15 protein-coding genes are annotated in these 17,893 nt (G+C 68.6%); 6 read left to right on the top strand and 9 right to left on the bottom strand.

Annotated features, from left to right (window positions below; translation table 11 throughout):
- Positions 1-453 (top strand): hypothetical protein (locus AAF184_19490; protein ID MEO0424530.1); only part of this gene is annotated, 453 nt, incomplete at its 5' end.
- Here the strand turns inward: AAF184_19490 and AAF184_19495 are convergent.
- The 3 genes from AAF184_19495 to yghU all read right to left on the bottom strand — a co-directional run bounded on the left by AAF184_19495 (position 450) and on the right by yghU (position 3,699).
- Entirely contained in the window at positions 450-1,679 is a 1,230-nt protein-coding gene (locus AAF184_19495; protein MEO0424531.1) for a Bcr/CflA family efflux MFS transporter, read from the bottom strand. The two genes, AAF184_19490 and AAF184_19495, sit on opposite strands and share 4 nt — an antisense overlap.
- Positions 1,672-2,649 carry a glutathione S-transferase family protein gene (locus AAF184_19500; GenBank protein ID MEO0424532.1) on the bottom strand — a complete coding sequence of 326 codons (978 nt, stop codon included), beginning with the start codon at positions 2,647-2,649 and terminating at the stop codon, positions 1,672-1,674. The genes AAF184_19495 and AAF184_19500 overlap by 8 nt, the downstream gene beginning before the upstream one ends.
- A gap of 177 nt (positions 2,650-2,826) precedes the next feature.
- Positions 2,827-3,699, bottom strand: a complete 873-nt coding sequence (gene yghU, locus AAF184_19505; GenBank protein MEO0424533.1) for a glutathione-dependent disulfide-bond oxidoreductase — start codon at positions 3,697-3,699, stop codon at positions 2,827-2,829.
- Positions 3,700-3,973: 274 nt separating this feature from the next.
- Between yghU and AAF184_19510 the strand changes: the two genes are divergently transcribed.
- On the top strand, positions 3,974-4,585 hold the full coding sequence (locus AAF184_19510; protein MEO0424534.1) for a hypothetical protein: 612 nt from the start codon (positions 3,974-3,976) through the stop codon (positions 4,583-4,585).
- Between the two features lie 21 nt (positions 4,586-4,606).
- On the opposite strand, the gene AAF184_19515 is transcribed toward AAF184_19510, so the two are convergent.
- From AAF184_19515 to hutI, 4 genes are all read right to left on the bottom strand, one after another.
- A complete protein-coding gene (locus AAF184_19515; GenBank protein MEO0424535.1) occupies positions 4,607-4,873 on the bottom strand; it encodes a DksA/TraR family C4-type zinc finger protein in 267 nt (88 codons plus the stop codon).
- Between the two features lie 224 nt (positions 4,874-5,097).
- Positions 5,098-6,795, bottom strand: coding sequence for a urocanate hydratase (gene hutU / locus AAF184_19520; protein ID MEO0424536.1), 1,698 nt, complete (start codon positions 6,793-6,795; stop codon positions 5,098-5,100).
- Entirely contained in the window at positions 6,792-7,574 is a 783-nt protein-coding gene (locus AAF184_19525) for a UTRA domain-containing protein (GenBank protein ID MEO0424537.1), read from the bottom strand. The genes hutU and AAF184_19525 overlap by 4 nt, the downstream gene beginning before the upstream one ends.
- A gap of 3 nt (positions 7,575-7,577) precedes the next feature.
- Complete coding sequence (hutI, locus tag AAF184_19530) at positions 7,578-8,804, bottom strand: imidazolonepropionase (protein ID MEO0424538.1); 1,227 nt, start codon at positions 8,802-8,804, stop codon at positions 7,578-7,580.
- 79 nt (positions 8,805-8,883) lie between these two features.
- Between hutI and AAF184_19535 the strand changes: the two genes are divergently transcribed.
- Both AAF184_19535 and hutH read left to right on the top strand, forming a co-directional pair.
- On the top strand, positions 8,884-10,272 hold the full coding sequence (locus tag AAF184_19535) for a formimidoylglutamate deiminase (GenBank protein ID MEO0424539.1): 1,389 nt from the start codon (positions 8,884-8,886) through the stop codon (positions 10,270-10,272).
- 17 nt (positions 10,273-10,289) lie between these two features.
- Positions 10,290-11,861, top strand: a complete 1,572-nt coding sequence (hutH, locus tag AAF184_19540; protein ID MEO0424540.1) for a histidine ammonia-lyase — start codon at positions 10,290-10,292, stop codon at positions 11,859-11,861.
- Between the two features lie 22 nt (positions 11,862-11,883).
- Here the strand turns inward: hutH and AAF184_19545 are convergent, their stop codons facing one another.
- Positions 11,884-13,062 carry a class I SAM-dependent methyltransferase gene (locus AAF184_19545; protein MEO0424541.1) on the bottom strand — a complete coding sequence of 393 codons (1,179 nt, stop codon included), beginning with the start codon at positions 13,060-13,062 and terminating at the stop codon, positions 11,884-11,886.
- A gap of 198 nt (positions 13,063-13,260) precedes the next feature.
- On the opposite strand from AAF184_19545, the gene AAF184_19550 reads away from it, so the two are divergent.
- A complete protein-coding gene (locus AAF184_19550) occupies positions 13,261-15,042 on the top strand; it encodes a tetratricopeptide repeat protein (protein ID MEO0424542.1) in 1,782 nt (593 codons plus the stop codon).
- A gap of 6 nt (positions 15,043-15,048) precedes the next feature.
- Here AAF184_19550 and AAF184_19555 read toward each other — a convergent pair whose 3' ends face one another.
- Entirely contained in the window at positions 15,049-16,527 is a 1,479-nt protein-coding gene (locus tag AAF184_19555) for a LytTR family DNA-binding domain-containing protein (protein MEO0424543.1), read from the bottom strand.
- Positions 16,528-16,628: 101 nt separating this feature from the next.
- Here AAF184_19555 and AAF184_19560 point away from each other — a divergent pair.
- The coding region (locus AAF184_19560; protein MEO0424544.1) for a serine hydrolase domain-containing protein at positions 16,629-17,893 on the top strand (1,265 nt) is incomplete at its 3' end.

Consider the following 17,893-nt stretch of genomic DNA (forward strand, 5'->3'; position numbering starts at 1 on the left):
CGCACGCTGGCCCGACCGCGTACGGCGCCCATGCTGGAACTGCCCGGGAGCGCCGTCGTCGACGAACGGGCGAGGCTGTGTGTGCGAGAAGCGCCGACGGCGCCGCTCACGGTGTCAGCAAGCCCCCCTAGTGCTTCCGTCAGGGTCGCGCTGCAGGTGGACGATCTGGGCCGCGCCTGCGGATTCTATTGGGCACGGGCCGCCGGTTGGCACATGGTGTCCTACGGATCGGAGAGCCGCTCGTTCTACGTGGCCGCGTCGACGCCGTGGCTCGGCGTGGCGGCGCAGCGGGCGCAGGATGCCACCGCCCAAATGGCGTTGGCGTCTGGTGCGCGATCCGGCGGCGGAGGGGGCGGGCGCTCCCCTCGGGCGCCGTTCCTGTTGCTGTTCGTCGTGCTCGCCGGTGCCCTGTGGTGGCGCGAGCGCACGCGGGGCACCGAAGCGGCCCACTAGGGCGCCGCCGTTCCCTCGTGCGCCTGCATCAGGGTTGCGCGACCGACCGTGTACGCCAGCACGGTCGCCCCGGAGCTGCCGATCATTACCCCGAGCATGCTGAGGCCGTAGGGCGCGTAGAAGGTGGCCGCAAGCCAGGAGCCCAGGGTGCCCGCCGCCATGCTGCCGGCGCCGATGAGGGCGGCCGTAAATCCGGCCGAGCCAGGCAAGGGGGCGAGGGCAAGGCTCGTCGCGATCGGCGTCGTCAGGCTCACGGCGAAGATGAAGACGGCGACCGTTCCCCACAAGGCCCACAAGGGCGCCGGCCCCAGGATCATGATTAGCGCCATCAGCACCGCGCTGGTCACGAACAGGCCGATGCCGAGGGCGAGCACCCAGTGCGCGGGCCGGGTGTTCATCAGCTGGCGCGAGGTGGCGGCGCCGGCCGTGTAGGCAGCAGCGCCGAGGGCGAAGACGGCGCCGAAGGTGGCGGGGGAGAGGTGGTAGTCCTCGATCAGCACCGTGGAGGCGCTGGTGATCATCGCCAGGTAGCCACCGTAGGGAACGCAGGCGACAGCCACGGCCACCCGGGATGCGGGATGGGCGCTAAGGGCGCGCAGGCTATCGATCACCTGCTGCGTGCCCAGGCGCGGCTGCCGCGTGTGCGGCGGCAGGCTCTCGGGGACCAGGATCCAGATGGCGACCAAGGTGATCAGGCCATAGCAGGGAATGGCGAGGAGCGTCGCGCGCCAACCTGCCAGCTCGGTGATGGCGCCGCCGAGGAGCGGCGCCAGCAGGGGGGCGAGGCCGAGGATGGCGACCAGGGTGGCCAGGAGGCGGGCACCCTTGTCCGGGCCGCCGAGGTCGCGAGCGATGGCGCGGGCGACCACCGGCCCCACGGCACCGGCGAAGCCCTGTACGAAGCGGGCCGTGAACAGGACGCTCGCCGTGCTGGCGAACGCGCCGATCAGCGCGGTGATGATGAACACGCTGACGCCTGCAGCGATCACCGGGCGCCGGCCGAAGCGGTCGGCCAACAATCCCATCGGCAATTGACCGAGGGCGAAGCCCGCCAGGTAGGTGGTGACGACGTACTGCGCGGCGTGTTCGCCGATCCGAAAGTACTCGGCCAGGGCGGGAATAGCGGGCAGCAGGATGTCGATCGACAGGGCGGAGATGCCGATCAGCATCCCCAGCGCAATGACTTTCCCGCGCGGCTGTCGCGCGGCCGTGTCGCCCTTACCCATCGCGGCCGTGGGGGGCCTCGAAATCGATCAGCGGCCCCGCGGGCACGACGCCCGTGGGGTTCACCGAAGCGTGGCTCTCGTAGTAGTGGCGCTTGGCATGGGTGAAGTTGCAGGTGTCGGCCACGCCTGGCGTTTGGTAGAGGTCGCGCGTGTAGCCCCACAGGTTCGGATAGTCCACGAGGCGGCGCAGGTTGCATTTGAAGTGCCCGTGGTAGACGAGGTCGAAGCGCAGCAGCGTGGGCAGCAGGCGCAGGTCCGCTTCGGTGATCTGTTCACCCAGCAGGTAGCGCCGCTCGCCCAAGCGAGCGTCGAGCGCGTCGAGCGTGTCGAACAGCGGCCCTACGGCCTCTTCGTAGGCGCCCTGGGTGGTGGCGAAGCCGGCGCGGTAAACGCCGTTGTTGACCGTGTCGTAGATGCGCGCGTTGAGCTCGTCGATCTCCGCCCGGTGGGCTTGCGGGTAGAAGTCACGGTCGTTGGCGCCCACCCCGTCGAAGGCGCTGCCGAGCATGCGGATGATGTCCGCGGATTCGTTGGACACCAGGGTGTCGCGAACCTTGTCCCACAGGATCGGTACGGTGACGCGACCGGTCATCGTGGGGTCCGCGCGAAGGTACACCTCGCGCAGGAAGGCAGCGCCGGAAAGGCGATCGCCTACCAGGCCTTCCTCGTCCGCGGCGAAGGTCCAGCCGTCGCTGCGCATGAGCCAATGCACCACCGACACATCGATGTGGGCGGTGAGCCCCTTGAGGGCGCGGTAGAGGAGGGTGCGATGGGCCCAGGGGCAGGCGTAGGAGACGTAGAGGTGGTAGCGGCCGCTGGCCGCGGGGAAGTCGCCGTCGCCCGTCGGGCCGGGCGAGCCATCCGCCGTTACCCAGTGGCGAAAGGCCGACTCGGCGCGTTGGAAACGCCCGCCGGTGGACTTGGTGTCATACCACTGGTCCACCCATTTTCCATCCACCAGCAATCCCATGTGTCGCGCCCTCCAGTCGTGCCGAGCGCAGTGTGGCGGATGTGCGCCGGGGGCGCATCGCGCAGCGGCGTTTCGTGCTAGCGTCGCAAGCTCGTGTAGGCAAGTGGATGAGGCACCTGGCCAGGGCAGGTCGACCCTACGGAGGACGGGGCGCGCCGCGCGTCGGCCGGCTAGCGCCTACTCGCCGCCCAACTTGTCCTGGGTACGCTCCTCGAAATCCGAGGCGGCATGTCGCTCATGCAGCTGCGAGCTCGCCTCGCCCCAGGTGCGATTCACCATACGACCCCGTTGGGCAGCCGGCCGCCCCGCGATCTGCTCCGCCCAACGTTGCACGTGGGTGTATTCCTGCACCTGTAAGAACTCCGCCGCGTCGTAGAGCAGGCCGCGCACCAGAGCGCCGTACCATGGCCATATGGCCATGTCGGCAATCGTGTAGTCACTGCCAGCGACGTACTCGCGTTGGGCGAGGCAACGGTCCAGCACGTCGAGCTGTCGCTTCACTTCCATGGCGAAGCGATTGATCGGGTACTCGAACTTCTCCGGTGCGTAGTTGTAGAAGTGGCCGAAGCCGCCGCCGAGCATCGGCGCACTGCCCATCTGCCAGAACAGCCAGTTCATCGTCTCCGTGCGAGCGGCGCCCTCTCGGGGCAGGAACTCACCGAACCTTTCTGCCAGGTAGAGCAGGATCGCGCCTGACTCGAACACGCGCGTGGGCGTGTCGGTGCTGTGGTCGAAGAGGGCGGGGATCTTCGAGTTCGGATTGACCTCGACGAAGCCGCTCGAGAACTGATCCCCTTCGGTGATGCGAATGAGCCAGGCGTCGTACTCAGCGCCCTGGTGACCGAGGGCCAGGAGCTCCTCGAGCATCACCGTCACCTTGACGCCGTTCGGCGTGGCCAGGGAGTACAGCTGCAGCGGGTGCTCGCCGGTTGGGAGGGCCTTCTCGTGGGTAGCGCCTGAGACCGGCCGATTGATGCTGGCGAATTGGCCGCCGCTGGGTTGGTCCCAGGTCCAGACGGCCGGTGGCGTGTAGGGCGTGGCGTCGCTCATCGCAGCGGGTGCTCCTGAAAGGGTGGAGAGGTCTTGCTTGCATAAGTAGGGGGCGCCCACGGCAAGTGCAAGCACTTCGCGGGGTGTCGAGGTATCGCTGGGGCAGATGTTCGGTTTTGTGACCGGTGCACAGACCTATCGACTTCGCTTGGTAATGCGCGAAAAACCCTATTTTTGTAGGCCATTCGGCGTATTGCCTTGACATCGAAGGTCAGGAGAGATACAAATATTACACTTTTGTGACAGAGCACGGGGTGCCCCAAGGAGAACAACAATGCTGCAAAACCCCCTCGATGGAGGACGTCGGCGTGGCCGGCGTGCGCGCTGGTGGCTCGCGTTGGCGACCATCAGCATCGCTTCGGCTGGTGATCTGCCAGCTACCGCTTCTGCACCGCAGGAGATTCACCTGGCCGCCGCCGCCATCGGGGGCTACCGCAACGTCATACCCAGGCGAAGTTTCCCGCTTGACTTCACCGAGGTGTGTCTCGTTCGCGGCAGCGTTGCGTTCGACGTGCACGATGCTGAGGACCACACGCGAGGGGGCAATTGCGAGCCTGGCGACCCGGGTTGGGTCATCGCGCGAGAGGCCTTCGCACCGAGTGGCTGGCGCGAAGCAGAAGCGATCTGCGGCGACGTGGGAATGCGGCTACCGCGAGTGATCGAGTGGCAGATGAGTTGCCGCCACGCCGAAAGGGCGGAGCTCCAGACCATCGAGGACACGTGGGAGTGGGCGCAGAATGCCGCTCGCGACACCCGTCGTGCCACCCGTCGCGGCGCCGTTCGACAGGTACCGGGCGAGGCCATCTGTCGCGACGCGCAATGGAACTACGTGGCGACCTTCGGGAGTGACAAGATCGGCGAGCGAGGTTTTCGCTGCGCCCATTGAAGGCAGTCCGGCCAGGGCACGCTAGCGGAGCTGGCTGTCCTTGCTGCCGCGGCGGTTGTAGCCGCTGACGGCGCTGCGGCGTTCGTCTTCTTCTTCCTGACAACGCACGCAGCGGCGTACGCCACGGATGGCCTGGCGGCGGCGCTCGGGGATAGCGTCACTGCAGTCCTCGCAATGGGTGGCGCTCGCGCCGTCCTTGAGTTCGCTGCGCACGCGCTTGATCGCATCTTCGACGGTGGCGTCGATCTGTTCCTGTTCGGCGCCGTCTCGTGCCCATCCACCGGCCATGGCGTGGTCCCTCTCTCATGGGTGGAGGATCCTCGCACCTGCTTGGGTTGCGGTGATCTCTCCGGGCCGATCAGTCTACCTCGCCCGTCAAGGGCGAGGGAAACGACCGTGCAAGGGCGAACGCAGGACGCGTTATCAACGGCCTTGGTAACCGCCGTAGGTGGCGACCGGCGACCAGTCGGGGGCGATCGGCGGTAGGGCCGGTGCCGCAGGGGCGGTGGTCATCAGTCGAGGTCGATCGCGCCCAGTTTCAAGTCGTGCTCGCGCGCGCAACGCTTGGCGATGTCGTAGCCCGCATCGGCGTGGCGCATCACCCCGGAGGCCGGATCGTTCCACAGCACCCGTCGCAGACGCTCGTCCGCGGCCTCCGTGCCGTCACAGCAGATCACCAGGCCCGCGTGCTGCGAGTAGCCCATGCCGACGCCGCCGCCGTGGTGCAGCGACACCCAGGTGGCGCCGCTCGCGGTGCTCAGCATGAGGTTGAGCAGGGGCCAGTCTGAGACCGCGTCGGAGCCGTCGAGCATCGCTTCGGTCTCGCGGTTGGGGCTGGCGACGGAGCCGGAGTCCAGATGATCGCGACCGATCACCACCGGCGCCTTCAGCTCGCCCTTGCGCACCATCTCGTTGAAGGCTAGCCCTAAGCGATCGCGGTCGCCGAGCCCCACCCAGCAGATGCGTGCCGGTAGCCCCTGGAACTGGATGCGCTCGCGGGCCATGTCGAGCCAGCGGTGCAGGTGCGGATCGTCCGGGATCAGCTCCTTGACCTTCTCGTCCGTGCGGTAGATGTCCTCGGGGTCGCCGGACAAGGCGACCCAGCGGAAGGGGCCGACGCCGCGACAGAACAAGGGCCGGATGTAGGCGGGCACGAAGCCCGGGAAGTCAAAGGCGTTCTGTACGCCCTCGTCGTAGGCCTGTTGGCGGATATTGTTGCCGTAGTCAACGGTCGGGATGCCCTGGGCGTGGAAGGCGAGGAGGGCGCGCACGTGCACGGCCATCGAACGACGGGCTTCGCGGGCCACGGTCTCCGGTTGCTCGCGACGCATCTGCTGCCACTGGGCCATGCTCCACCCCGCGGGTAGGTAGCCGTTCACCGGGTCGTGGGCGGAGGTCTGATCCGTCACCAGGTCCGGCTTCACGCCGCGCTCGATCAACTCGGGCAGGAGCTCGGCGCCGTTGCCGGCGAGGCCCACGGAGACGGGCTCACCCTTGGCGCGTGCTTGATCGATGAGCTGCAGGGCCTCGTCGACGGAGCCCGCGCGGCGGTCCAGGTAGCCCGTGCGCAGGCGGAAGTCGATGCGCGATTCGTCGCACTCGATGCAGAGCATGCTGTAGCCGGCCATGGTGGCCGCCAGGGGCTGCGCGCCGCCCATGCCGCCAAGGCCGCAGGTGAGGATCCAGCGCCCGCGCGTGTCGCCGCCGAAGTGTTGGCGTCCGGCCTCGACGAAGGTCTCGTAGGTGCCCTGGACGATGCCCTGGCTGCCGATGTAGATCCAGGAGCCGGCGGTCATCTGGCCGTACATGGCAAGGCCCTTGCGGTCGAGCGCCTGGAAGTGCTCCCAGTTCGCCCATTGGGGCACCAGGTTGGAGTTGGCGATGAGCACGCGAGGTGCGTCCGGGTGGGTGCGGAACACGCCCACGGGCTTGCCTGACTGAACCAATAGGCTCTCGTCATCGGCGAGGTTTCGCAGGCACTCCAGGATGTGATCGAAGCTCTCCCAGTTGCGCGCCGCACGGCCGATGCCACCGTAGACGATGAGCTCGTCCGGGTTCTCCGCCACCTCGGGGTCTAAGTTGTTCTGCAACATTCGGTAGGGCGCTTCCGTGAGCCAGCTGCGGCAGGTGAGCTCGCTGCCGCGTGGGGCGCGCACCACGCGGGGCTGGTGTTGGGCACTGCTGGTCGGGTGGGCACCGGTGCTGCTCATGGGGAAGACTCCTCGATCTTGCGGTAGGTATTGGTAGCGTAGCGGGCGGCCAGTTGGTAGCGATCGCCGGGGTAGGTCAGGGTGACCCAGGTGACCACCTGCCCGGCCCGCCAGGTTCGACGCGAGAGTTGCAGTAAGGCGTGCTCGGGGGCGAGACCGAGCGCCTCGCGCAGGGCGGGCGTGCCCTGGGTGGCGCTCACCACATGCTCCATCTCATCGGGTTGGCCGCTGGCCAGCAGCCAGGCGGTGCTGGTGATGCGCGTGAAGTCCTGCTCCAGCATGCCGGGGGCGAGGGCAGGGTTGACGTAGCGCGCCTCGTGCTGAATCGGCAGACCGTCCTGGAAATGCACGGCTTCGAGATAGTGCACCGGCTGGCGAACGGGCTCGGCGAGTTCGAGTTGCTGCGTCACCTCCGCCGTGGGCACGAGGTCACCTAACGCGATCACTCGGGTGCTGTGCGCATGCCCCCGATCGGCGCTCTCGTGGGCGATGTCCCGCAGCTCGATCAGGCTGGCGTGGCGAGGCACGTCGGCGACGAACGATCCCACGCCGTGCACGCGGGTGACCAGGCCCTCCAGGGTCAGCTCACGCAAGGCGCGGTTTACGGTCATGCGGCTGACGCCCAGGTGCAGGACGAGTTCGTTCTCCGAGGGCAGCTTGCCGCCGGCGGGCCAGGCGCCCTGGCGGATCTTGGCGTCAATGGCCGCCTTGATCTGGCGGTAGATCGGCGCCGGCGCGTTCTTGTCGATGGCGTGCAGGAGATCTTGCGCGAGGTGCATGGGTTACGCGGCCTCCGCGGCGCCCGGGCGCCGGCGCCAGTGGCCGTCCTGCAGGATGCCGTCGACGGGGTTGATCCCCAGGCGGTAGCTGAGGGCGGCGGGGTCATCGACCTGCCACAGGACGAGGTCGGCACGATGGCCCACCCGGAGCATCCCGATCTCGTGCGCAAGACCCAGCGCCTTGGCGGCGTTCACCGTGACCCCGCGCAGGGCCTCCGCAGGGGTGATGCGAAACAGGGCGCAGGCCAGGTGCATGGCGTCCAGCAGGGAGAAGATCGGCGAGGAGCCTGGGTTGGCATCGGTCGCCACGGCCATGGGCACCCCGTGGCGGCGCAGGGCGTCGATCGGCGGGCGACGTGTCTCCCCGAGCGTGAGGAAAGCGCCGGGCAGCAGCACTGCCACGGGCCCGTCGCGCCCGAGCCTCGCGACGTCTTCCTCGCTCAGGTATTCGAGATGATCGACGGACAGGGCCTGATAGCGGGCGGCGAGCCTCGCCCCGCCTTGATCACTGAGCTGCTCGACGTGGGCCTTGATGGGGACGCCGAGGTTGGCCGCCGCGGCAAACAGGCGCTCCGCCTGGTCCGTGTTGAATCCTATGCCTTCGATGAAGATGTCGACGGCATCGGTGAGCCCCGCCGCCTGCGCGTGCGGCAGGAGATCGCCCGCCACCCAGTCGATGTAGCCATCGGGGTTGCCGCGGTACTCCTCCGGCACCGCGTGAGCGGCCAGCAGCGTGCGTTGCACGCGCACGCCCGCGCGCTCGCCGAGGCGGCCCGCCACCTCCAGCATGCGCAGCTCCGTTTCCCGGTCGAGGCCGTAGCCCGACTTGATCTCCACCGTGGTCACGCCATCGCCGATCAACGCCATTAGGCGCGGTAGGGACTGTTCGATGAGCTCTTCGGCGCTGGCGGCCCGGGTGGCGGCGACGGTGGAGGCGATGCCGCCGCCAGCGCGCGCGATCGCCTCGTAGCTCGCGCCCTCCAGGCGCATCTCGAATTCGCGCGTGCGATCGCCGCCGTACACCAGGTGCGTATGGCAGTCGATCAGGCCGGGGCTGAGGAGGCGCCCGCCGCAGTCGATCGTCTCATCCGCCCCCGGGGCACCGTCGGCCGCGCCGGTCCAGGCGATCCGCCCGCCGTCGACGAGCAAGGCACCGCGTGCGGCGAGGCCGTAGCCGTCGGCTGTGTCCAGGCAGGCCAGGGTGGCGTTGGTGAGCAGAAGCGAGGGCATGGGCACCTGTGCTGTACATGTATATACAACTTACTGTACGCTCATCTCCTCTTTTGGGCAACGCACGTTGAAGGGCGCCGTGGCGAAGACGATCTGGGCGGGCGAAGCGCTACTCCCCGACGGGTGGGCGTCCGCCGTGTTGGTGCAACTGGACCCGAGCGGCGCGATCACCCGCGTGGCCACGGGCCAGGCCCCGAGCGACGCCCAGGCCACCTGGTCGGTCGACCTGCTGCTGCCCGGTATCGCCAACGTGCATTCCCACGCCCATCAGCGTGCCATGGCCGGCATGGCCGAGCGCGCGCAGGGCGATGGCGCCCCCAGAGACAGCTTCTGGACCTGGCGCGAAGCGATGTACCGCTACCTCGGGCGCCTGACCCCGCCCCAGCTCGAGGCCATCGCCGCCCAGCTGTACGTGGAGATGCTCAAGGCGGGCTACACCTGCGTCGGCGAGTTCCAGTACCTGCACCACGGCGTCGACGGACAGCCCTACGCCCAGCGCGCGGAGATGACCCTGCGTTGCTACCGCGCAGCGCGCCAGGCCGGCATCGCCTTCTGCGCCCTGCCCGTGCTCTACCACTACGGAGGCTTCGGCGAAGCCCCCAGCAGCGCCGCCCAGGCGCGCTTCATCAATTCCCTCGACGACTACCTGGCGCTGGTCGACGCCACCCGCGATGCGCTGACCGACGATGCCGACGCCCATCTGGGCATGGCGCCGCACTCGCTGCGCGCCGTGTCCCCGACGCTGTTGACGGGCATGCTCGAGGCCCGCGAGGTACTCGGCGACGGACCCGTCCACCTGCATATCGCCGAGCAGCAGGACGAGGTGCGCGCGTGCGTGGACTGGAGCGGGAAACGGCCCGTGCAGTGGCTGCTGGATCGGTACCCCGTGGACGGTCAGTGGTGCTTGATTCACGCCACCCACATGAGCGAGGAGGAGAGCGTGGCGCTGGCGGAGACGGGCGCCCGGGTGGGCCTGTGCCCGACTACGGAGGCGAATCTCGGTGATGGCCTCTTCGATGCGCCCTCCTACCAAGCGGCTGGTGGTCGCTGGGCTATCGGATCAGATAGCAACGTGTCCGTCGATCCGGTGGAGGAGCTGCGTTGGCTGGAGTACGGCCAGCGCCTCAAGCTGCAGGCGCGCAACGTCATGGCGGAGGAGGCGGGCAGTACCGGAGCCACCCTGTACGCGCAAGCTGCACGCGATGGCAGTGCCGTCTGCGGTCGTCTGGCCGGCGCGATCGCGCCCGGGATGCGCGGGGACTTCATCGCCCTCGATGGTGCCCATCCGCGCCTCGCCGGCGCACGCGGCGATCAGTGGCTGGATCGTTGGCTGTTCTCGGGCAACACGCCGCTGGTGAGCGATGTGTGGGTGGGCGGCCAGCAGGTGGTGAGCGCGGGGCACCATCTGGATGAGGAACAGATCGCCGATCGATTCTGCTCGGTGATGGCCGAGCTCGCGAGTACTTAGAGAGTAGAGCGTCGACGATGTCTTCCACTGCACCCACCCCCATCGTGCTGACCCCGGGGGAGAGCACCCTGGCCCAACTCGAGCGCGTCTACCGCGAACCCGCCGTCGTGCAAGGTCTCGATCCGAGCGCGCGGTCTGCGGTGGAGACCGCGCACGAGATCGTGCAGCGCGCCGCCAAGGGGGACGCGCCTGTGTACGGCGTCAACACGGGCTTCGGCAAGCTGGCCAGCGTGCGCATTCCCGCGGAGCAGACGGCACAGTTGCAGCGAAACCTGGTGCTGTCCCATTGCTGCGGGGTCGGCGAGGCCATGTCGGCGCCGGTCGTCCGACTCATCATCGCCCTGAAGCTGATCTCCCTCGGTCGTGGCGCTTCCGGCGTGCGCTGGGAGATGCTCGAGATGTTGGCGGCATTTCTGCGCCGCGACCTGCTGCCGGTGATCCCCGCCCAAGGTTCCGTGGGGGCATCGGGCGATCTGGCACCCCTGGCCCATCTGGCCGCCGTGATGATCGGTGAGGGGGAGGCGTGGGTGGACGGCGAGCGCATGGCAGGGGCCAAGGCTCTCGCCGCCATCGAGCTCACGCCGCTGGTGCTCGGACCTAAGGAAGGCCTCGGGCTGATCAATGGCACCCAGGTGTCCACGGCGTTGGCCCTCGCCGCCCTGTTCGACGCCTGGCATCTGGCCCAGACCGCGTTGATCTCCGGTGCCCTGGTCACGGATGCGTTGATGGCCTCCACGGCGCCCTTCCACCCGACGATCCACGCCCTGCGCGGCCTGCAGGGGCAGGCGGATGCGGCCGAGTGCCTGCGTGCGCTGCTCACTGGGTCTGCGATCCGCGAGTCCCATCGCGAGCAGGACGATCGGGTGCAGGATCCCTACAGCATTCGCTGCCAGCCGCAGGTGATGGGAGCGGCGATGGACCAGCTGCGCCAGGTGGCGGACACGCTGGTGGTGGAGGCGAACGCGGTCACCGACAACCCGATCGTGGTGGTGGAGGAGGATCGCATCATCTCCGGCGGTAACTTCCACGCGGAGCCCGTCGGCCTCGGCGCCGACCAGGTGGCGCTCGCCATCGCCGAGATCGGCGCGATCACGGAGCGCCGCATCGCCATCACGGTGGATCCGGCCCAGAGCTTCGGCTTGCCCGCCTTCCTCACGCCCACGCCGGGGTTGAATTCCGGCTTCATGATCGCCGAGGTGACCTGTGCCGCCCTGATGGCGGAGAACCGCCACCTCGCCAATCCCTGCAGCGTCGACTCGACGCCCACCAGCGCCAATCAGGAAGACCACGTCTCCATGGCCTGCCACGCCGCGCGCCGCCTGCATCGCATGAACGCTAACCTAGCGAATATCATCGCTGTGGAGCTGCTGCTGGGGGCCCAAGGGGTGGAGTTCCGTGCCCCGCTGCGCACCAGCGAGGCCCTGCGCCAGGTGGCCGCCGCCGTCCGCGCACGCTCGCCGCGCTTGGAAGAGGACAGATACCTCGCCAGCGATATCGCGGCGGTCGGCGACCTCGTGCGCGAGGGCGAGCTGATCGGTATCGGGGCGGTCGCCGCGTGCCTGCCGGCCCTGCGCCAGGACCGCGGGTAGCGTGCCGCTCCGCTTCCGGCCGTCACCCTTGAGGGGGGGCGGGCGAGAAATGCAGGAGCTGATTGCTCGACTCGATGTAGCGCACGGCTAGCCGTTCTCCCGCCCGCACCGCGAGCGGCGTCTCGAAGGCGGACACCGCCTGCATCCAGCAGTTCCAGCGATTCTCTGGCCCGGTGGACATGGTGATGTCTTCACCGAAGTCCAGAGTGAACCAGAAGGCGACCCCGTGGCAGGTGCCCGTGTGGGTAGCCGTGAACTCGACGCGTCGGGCGTCGCTGGCATCGATCGTCTGCTGGAAGCCGTAGGTGCCGACGGTCTGCGGGTCGCTGAGCGTTCGATGGGGGAACGCGCCGAGGCGGGCCTGGACGTACGGGGGCGTGAGGGCGTTCAGGGATCGCACGTCGAAGCCGCAGCAGCGCGTGGCCACCGCTTCCTTGCGCAGAAGATCGCTCTCCAGCAGCACGGCCTGCACCGACGCCCTCAGTGGCAGGATGCGCCCGCCGGGTTTGAGCAGATGCTCTCGGGCGTGATCGAAGGTGCGCAGGGCGTTCTCGCCGAGAAGTCCCGTGTCGAAGACCTCAGCGACGATGATGTCCGCCTTTTCGGGCAGATCCCGTCCCACCGTCAGGTGGTTCGAGAGGCGGTTGGTGATGGTGATGCGGTCGGCGAAGCCGTTGTCGCGGATGATCGTCCGCGCTTGCTCGGCCATCAGTTCTGATACCTCACAGGCGTACACGTGGCGCGCGCCGGCGCGGGCGGCCATCATCGAGAGCAGGCCGGCGCCACAGCCGATGTCGAGGACGATCGAATCATCGCCCACGTAGTGGCGTAGGGCGCGATCGTAGGCCTCGTTCCGCACCTCGTCGTTCATCATCCGGAAGTGCCAGTGGGGGGCACACTGATTCACCAGGACGCGACGGTCTGTGGCGGCTTGGGCGCTGCCCAGGCCCTCGGCAGCGCGCAGCAGGTTGTAGGCTGCGGCGCTGCGCCCCACGCGCCTGGCGAGACCGGCCGCTGCCAACAGTAGCGGCACGTGGTCCGGCCAAAGACGCACGGCGCGATCGGCGAGCGCCAGTGCCTTTGCGGTCTCGCCCTCAGCGACGTGCTGGTGCAGGGCCGCCACCGCCTCGTCAGGGGTTGGACGAGACGGCGACGGCGCGGACCAGGCCGGCGTGGCCAGCTGTAGGGGACTCGGTTCCAAGCGCGGTCATCCGTTTGGCGAGGCGACGTACCCAGCCACGCTAGGGCGCACGACGGCGCTCCAGCAATACGCTTCGCGCGCTTTTCAGCAACTTCTCAACGTGGGCTCAACCGCTGCCTAGCGTGCGCATTAGATACTTTGAAGCCACACTGAGCCGTGGGGTATCGTCCCTTGAGCGCTAGTGGAGATGAGAGAGTTATGACAGGCCAGCCGCCGCTGCAGTCGTCGCCGCACGACGCCCTCGCACATCATTCGTTCGCTATCGGTGAGTGCCGGATCGAACCGGCGCTGCTGCGGGTGATCGGCGCCGACGGCACGTGCACCGAACTGTCGAAACGACAGATCGCGGCGCTGATCGAACTCGCCGAGCATTTCGGTCAGGTGGTATCGCGAGCCCGCATGCACGAGATTCTCTGCCTGGCCGAGGAGGGGCATCGCGATCGCGGCGCACTCTCCCATCACATCGGCAGCATTCGCCGCGCCCTCGGGTGTTCGAGCAAGCATCCCACCTACATCCGCACCATTCGCGGCCAGGGCTACTGCCTCATGCAGCCGCCGCGGCCGATCACGGCGGATGCCGTCGCGACCTCTAATCGTGACCTCGCCACGGCGACCGTCGCGCCCACGGCGCGCGGCGAGCGCTTACCGACATGGCGCGGCGTCCCCGCGGCCGTCGGGGCCGCCTTCGCCTGTCTGGTCGCCTTGCTGGCTCTCGGCCAGACCCTGCAGGTGGCTCGTGACGAGGGGCAGGTGGTCGCTGCCCTTGACGACGCCGCAGCGTCCATCCTGATGGAAGCCCTGCACGCGAGTGCCGACCAGGCCGATGGCGGAGTCGCCGCCCTGCAACTGCGCCGTCGAGAGGTACTGCGCGATGCGCACCTGACGCCGCACGCCAAGAGCCGACAGCTCTTCGCGATCGGTGAGGCACTCATGTGCCTGCGCGTTTGGGACGGGGCCGCCGAGGCCTTCGAACAGACGCTGACGGTACAGCGCTCGGTGGCGGCCGGGCCGGACCCGTGGACCATGGCCCAAGCGCTCACGGGCTTGGCACGGGTGACCAGCGCGCTGGAGCAGAGCATCGACGGCTCGAGGCCGATGCTCCACGAGGCGGCCCAGTGGCTGCGGGACGCGCGGGTCGATGAACGCCAGCGCGCGCAGCTGTGGAGTATCCATGCGGGTCTGATGGAGTTCGGCAACGACCTGGGTGGCGCGCAAGCGTTGTTCGAGCAGTCGCTCGCCTCAGCCACCGCAGAGCCGCTTCCGGATGAGGCGTTTGTGGTCGCTTTGCAAACGGCCCTCGCGCGGCTCGCGACATCCCGCGGCGACTACGCAGGCGCGGAGGCGATCCTGGTGCCGGTGCTCGCCCGCGCCCAGCGCTTGTACGGCGAGGGTGATCGTCGCCTGGCGCCCGTACTCACCCAGCGCGCAGCGCTCCTCTCCAAGCGGGGGGATCACGACGCCGCCAGCCGCGCCTACGCGCAGATCGTCAACCTCCTCGAACAGCACTACCCGGATGCCAGTTCGCAGCTCATCCATGCGCGGGTGGATCTGGCGGGCGCGTTGGTGAGCGCCGGGGACTCGTCCGCGGCCGTGGCGCTCTACGCCGAGGTCATCGAGCACGTACGGGCGAAGGACGCGAGCAATGTGCTCGGTCTGAGCACCTTGAAGCTCAACCTATCGGATGCCTTGATCAGTGCGGATGAACCGGAAGCGGCGTACGCGCAGGTGCGTGAGGCCATGGCGGTGCTGGAGCAACGTGGCGACGCGCCCGATTGGCTGCGCTACACGGCCAACAGCGTCTACGGCGCGGTGCTGATCGAACTCGGCGATTGCGGTGAGGGGCTGAGGCGCCTGAACGAGACCATCGATGAGATGTTCCTCCAGGGCGTCGACGACCCCCGCATCACGGCGGGTATCCACGCGCGCAAGGCGCGCTACGCCGATGCCAGTTGTGGCGCCAACCTGGACCAGACGGCCTGACGGGCTCTAATGGTGCTCGCCCTCGCGTGAGGTCAGCGAGTGGCGCACGGCACTCACGAAGCTGCGGCCGACGGGCAGCTCCGTGCCATCGTCGAGTTCCAGCGCGTAGCGGCTGCCCTTGCGCGAGCGCAAGCGGCGGGCGCGATCGAGGTTCACCGCGTGCGAGCGATGCACGCGTAGCAGATGGGCGGGCGCTTGCTCGATGGCGCCGCTGAGGGAGGCGCGGTACAGCCCCCGAGCGCCGTCGCGCAGGATCACCTCCACGTAGTTGCCGGCCGCTTGCAGGCTCACCACCTCGCCGAGGGCCAGGCGTTCTCCTTCGAGCGCGAGGGAGGCAGGTTCGCAGCGCGCCTCGTCGGTTGCACGGTTCGGCCGCGAGAGGCGTCGGTGGGATTCTAACGCCAGCAATGAGAGGGCTAGGGAGACGAATAGGTAAACGGCGTTGTCCAGAAACGCTGGGGCGTTGGTGAGTGCGATGAGCGGCCAGGGGAGCAGTAGGGCGATGAGGCGGAGCGATTCATCGCGTCGTTCGCGCGGCGCCTGCGTGAGCAACACCAAGGTGAGCGCGAGGGCGCCGGCGATGCCGGAGGCCGTTCGCACGTCGTTGCCGGACAGGGCGACGTAGGTGACGAGCACCACCCCCGTTCCCAGCGCAAGCTGGGCCGCCGGCAGCCTGAGGCGTTGGCGTACGTACGCGGCCAGCGCGAGGCCGCAGGCGGCGAGACCCGCCCAGACCAGGCCCTGGCGTGGGCCCTGCCAGGGGTAGGGGTAGTTGATCCAGACCCGGCAGCACTCGGCACTCAGGGCCACCAGGGCGGCGGCGGCGGCGAGGGCTGCCCAGCGGGCGGCCGGGTCGCGCGGGGCCCAGCCGCCGAAGATCGCGAGCAGGGCGAGTAACAGCCCGGCTTGCATCATGCCTAGGAGGTAGTTGTCGGCGCGGCGGCGCGGGTCGTCGGTGGCGTTGCGCAGACCGAGGGCGTGGAACTGGCTGGCCGGCTCGTAGCCTGCGTGGAAGGCGGAGAGGCGCACGTGAACGGTGGCGCTCCCAGCGGGCGGCAGGTCGAGGTTGATCACCGCGTCGATGGGCCCCGGCACTTCCTGGTCAGCCGACCGCCCCGGGGTTCCCTTGCCGCCACGCGGCTCACCATCGACGTAGACCGCGGCCGAGAAGGGACCCGACAGCGCCAACGCCGGCGCCGCGAGTCCCAAGTCCTGACGATCGAGGGAAAAGCGCAACCACCGGGCGCGGGGCGAGTGGCTGAGCGCCCACCAACGTGCTGGCTCCCAGGCGGTGCTGTGGGGTGCGGGCGGCTCGGCATCCGGCGTCTCCGCTACCTCGATGTCGAGCAGGGCAGGGTGCACGTAGCGCTCGGGGCCGAGGTCCAGGGTGAGCCACGCAGTCGCCAGACTCAGGGTCAACAGGACGCAGAGGAGCGGCCATCGCCCAGGGCGAGGCGTGGGCGGTGAGTCGTTGGTGTCATCCATGGCGTCGTTCGCCCCAAAGACCGGCAGATGGGTGGCGCGCGGTGCGGCGGCGCCAGATTATCGCTGGCAAGTGCGGCGCGTTGGTTGCCGGTGGAGAGTGCATGATGGAGAGGTGGTCGGTGTCGATCGTCGTGTTGTTGGCGGTGGCGTGCGGGCAAACAGCAGCAGGGGCGGTGCCTGCCGCTGAGGAGGTGGTGCAGGCCATCGAAGCGTACGTGCAACCTTACCTGGATGCCGGAGCCTTCGATGGGGTCGTGCTCATCGCCGAGGGCGAGGCGGTGACCTACCGCGGCGCCTTCGGCAAGGCGAGCTACGAGTTGGATGTGCCGATGGGCAGCGACCAGCGCTTTCGGATCGCTTCCCTGTCGAAGCAGATCACCCAGGCGCTCATCGCTCGCTTCGTCGATCGAGGAGACCTCGACCTCGACGCCCCCGTGGCCGAGGTCCTACCCGAGTTCGCCCACGGCGGGCAGATGAGCACGATCCAGCTCATCGAGCACCGGGCGGGCGTGCCGCACACGAACACCCTCGAATGGATGGACACGACCAAAACGCTGATGCTGGATGCGATCGTCGAACGCCTGTCCGCCAGCCCGTTGGATTTCGAGCCTGGCACGAAGCGCCGCTACTCCAACGGGGGCTACGCGATCCTCGCCGCGATGCTGGAGCGACTCTCGGGCATGCCCTACGGACAGTTGGTTCGCGATGAACTGGCGCGCTATCCCTCGCTCGGGCACGAGAGCCCCTTTGCGCTGGTGCCGCGCATGGCCTCGCGCTACGCCCCGGGCGAGCGCTTCGGCACCCGGTCGCGGGCGACGACCTACCACGTCTGGAATCGCGTCGGCGGCGGCTCCCTGTACGGCAATGCGGACGACGTCTTCCGTCTGTTCTTCGATGCCTATCACGGCCGTTTGGTGTCGGCGCAGGTCAGTGAGCGCTTTTTTGCGCGGCCGACGTCTGCGGTGCTGGTCACCGGGCGCTCGCCGGGCGCTCTGGCGCAGATCTGGTTCGATCCCACCCGCGAGCTCACGGTGCTGACCCTGTCGTCGAATTCCGGTTGGCCGGCCTCCTTCACGCAAGACCTCGCGCGCCTGTACGTGGGGGAGCCGGTGCAATTGGTGCCCGTCGAGGTGGCCACCGCGGCGAAGGCGGGCGCGGCAGAACGCCTCGCGGGCACCTACGCTGCCCAGCAGTTCGCGTGGCAGGTGGATCTCGTGCCGATGCCCGATGGTCACCTGGTCTGGGTGCACGATGAGCTGCGCACCACCCTGGCGGCGACGCGAGCCGGCGCTTGGTACCTGCCCATTTACGACTGGCTGTGCGACCTCGCGGGGGAGGGCGGTGCCACGCTGGCGTGTCGCCAGCG

The organism is Pseudomonadota bacterium (assembly GCA_039815145.1).
GTDB lineage: Bacteria > Pseudomonadota > Gammaproteobacteria > Steroidobacterales > JBCBZW01 > JBCBZW01.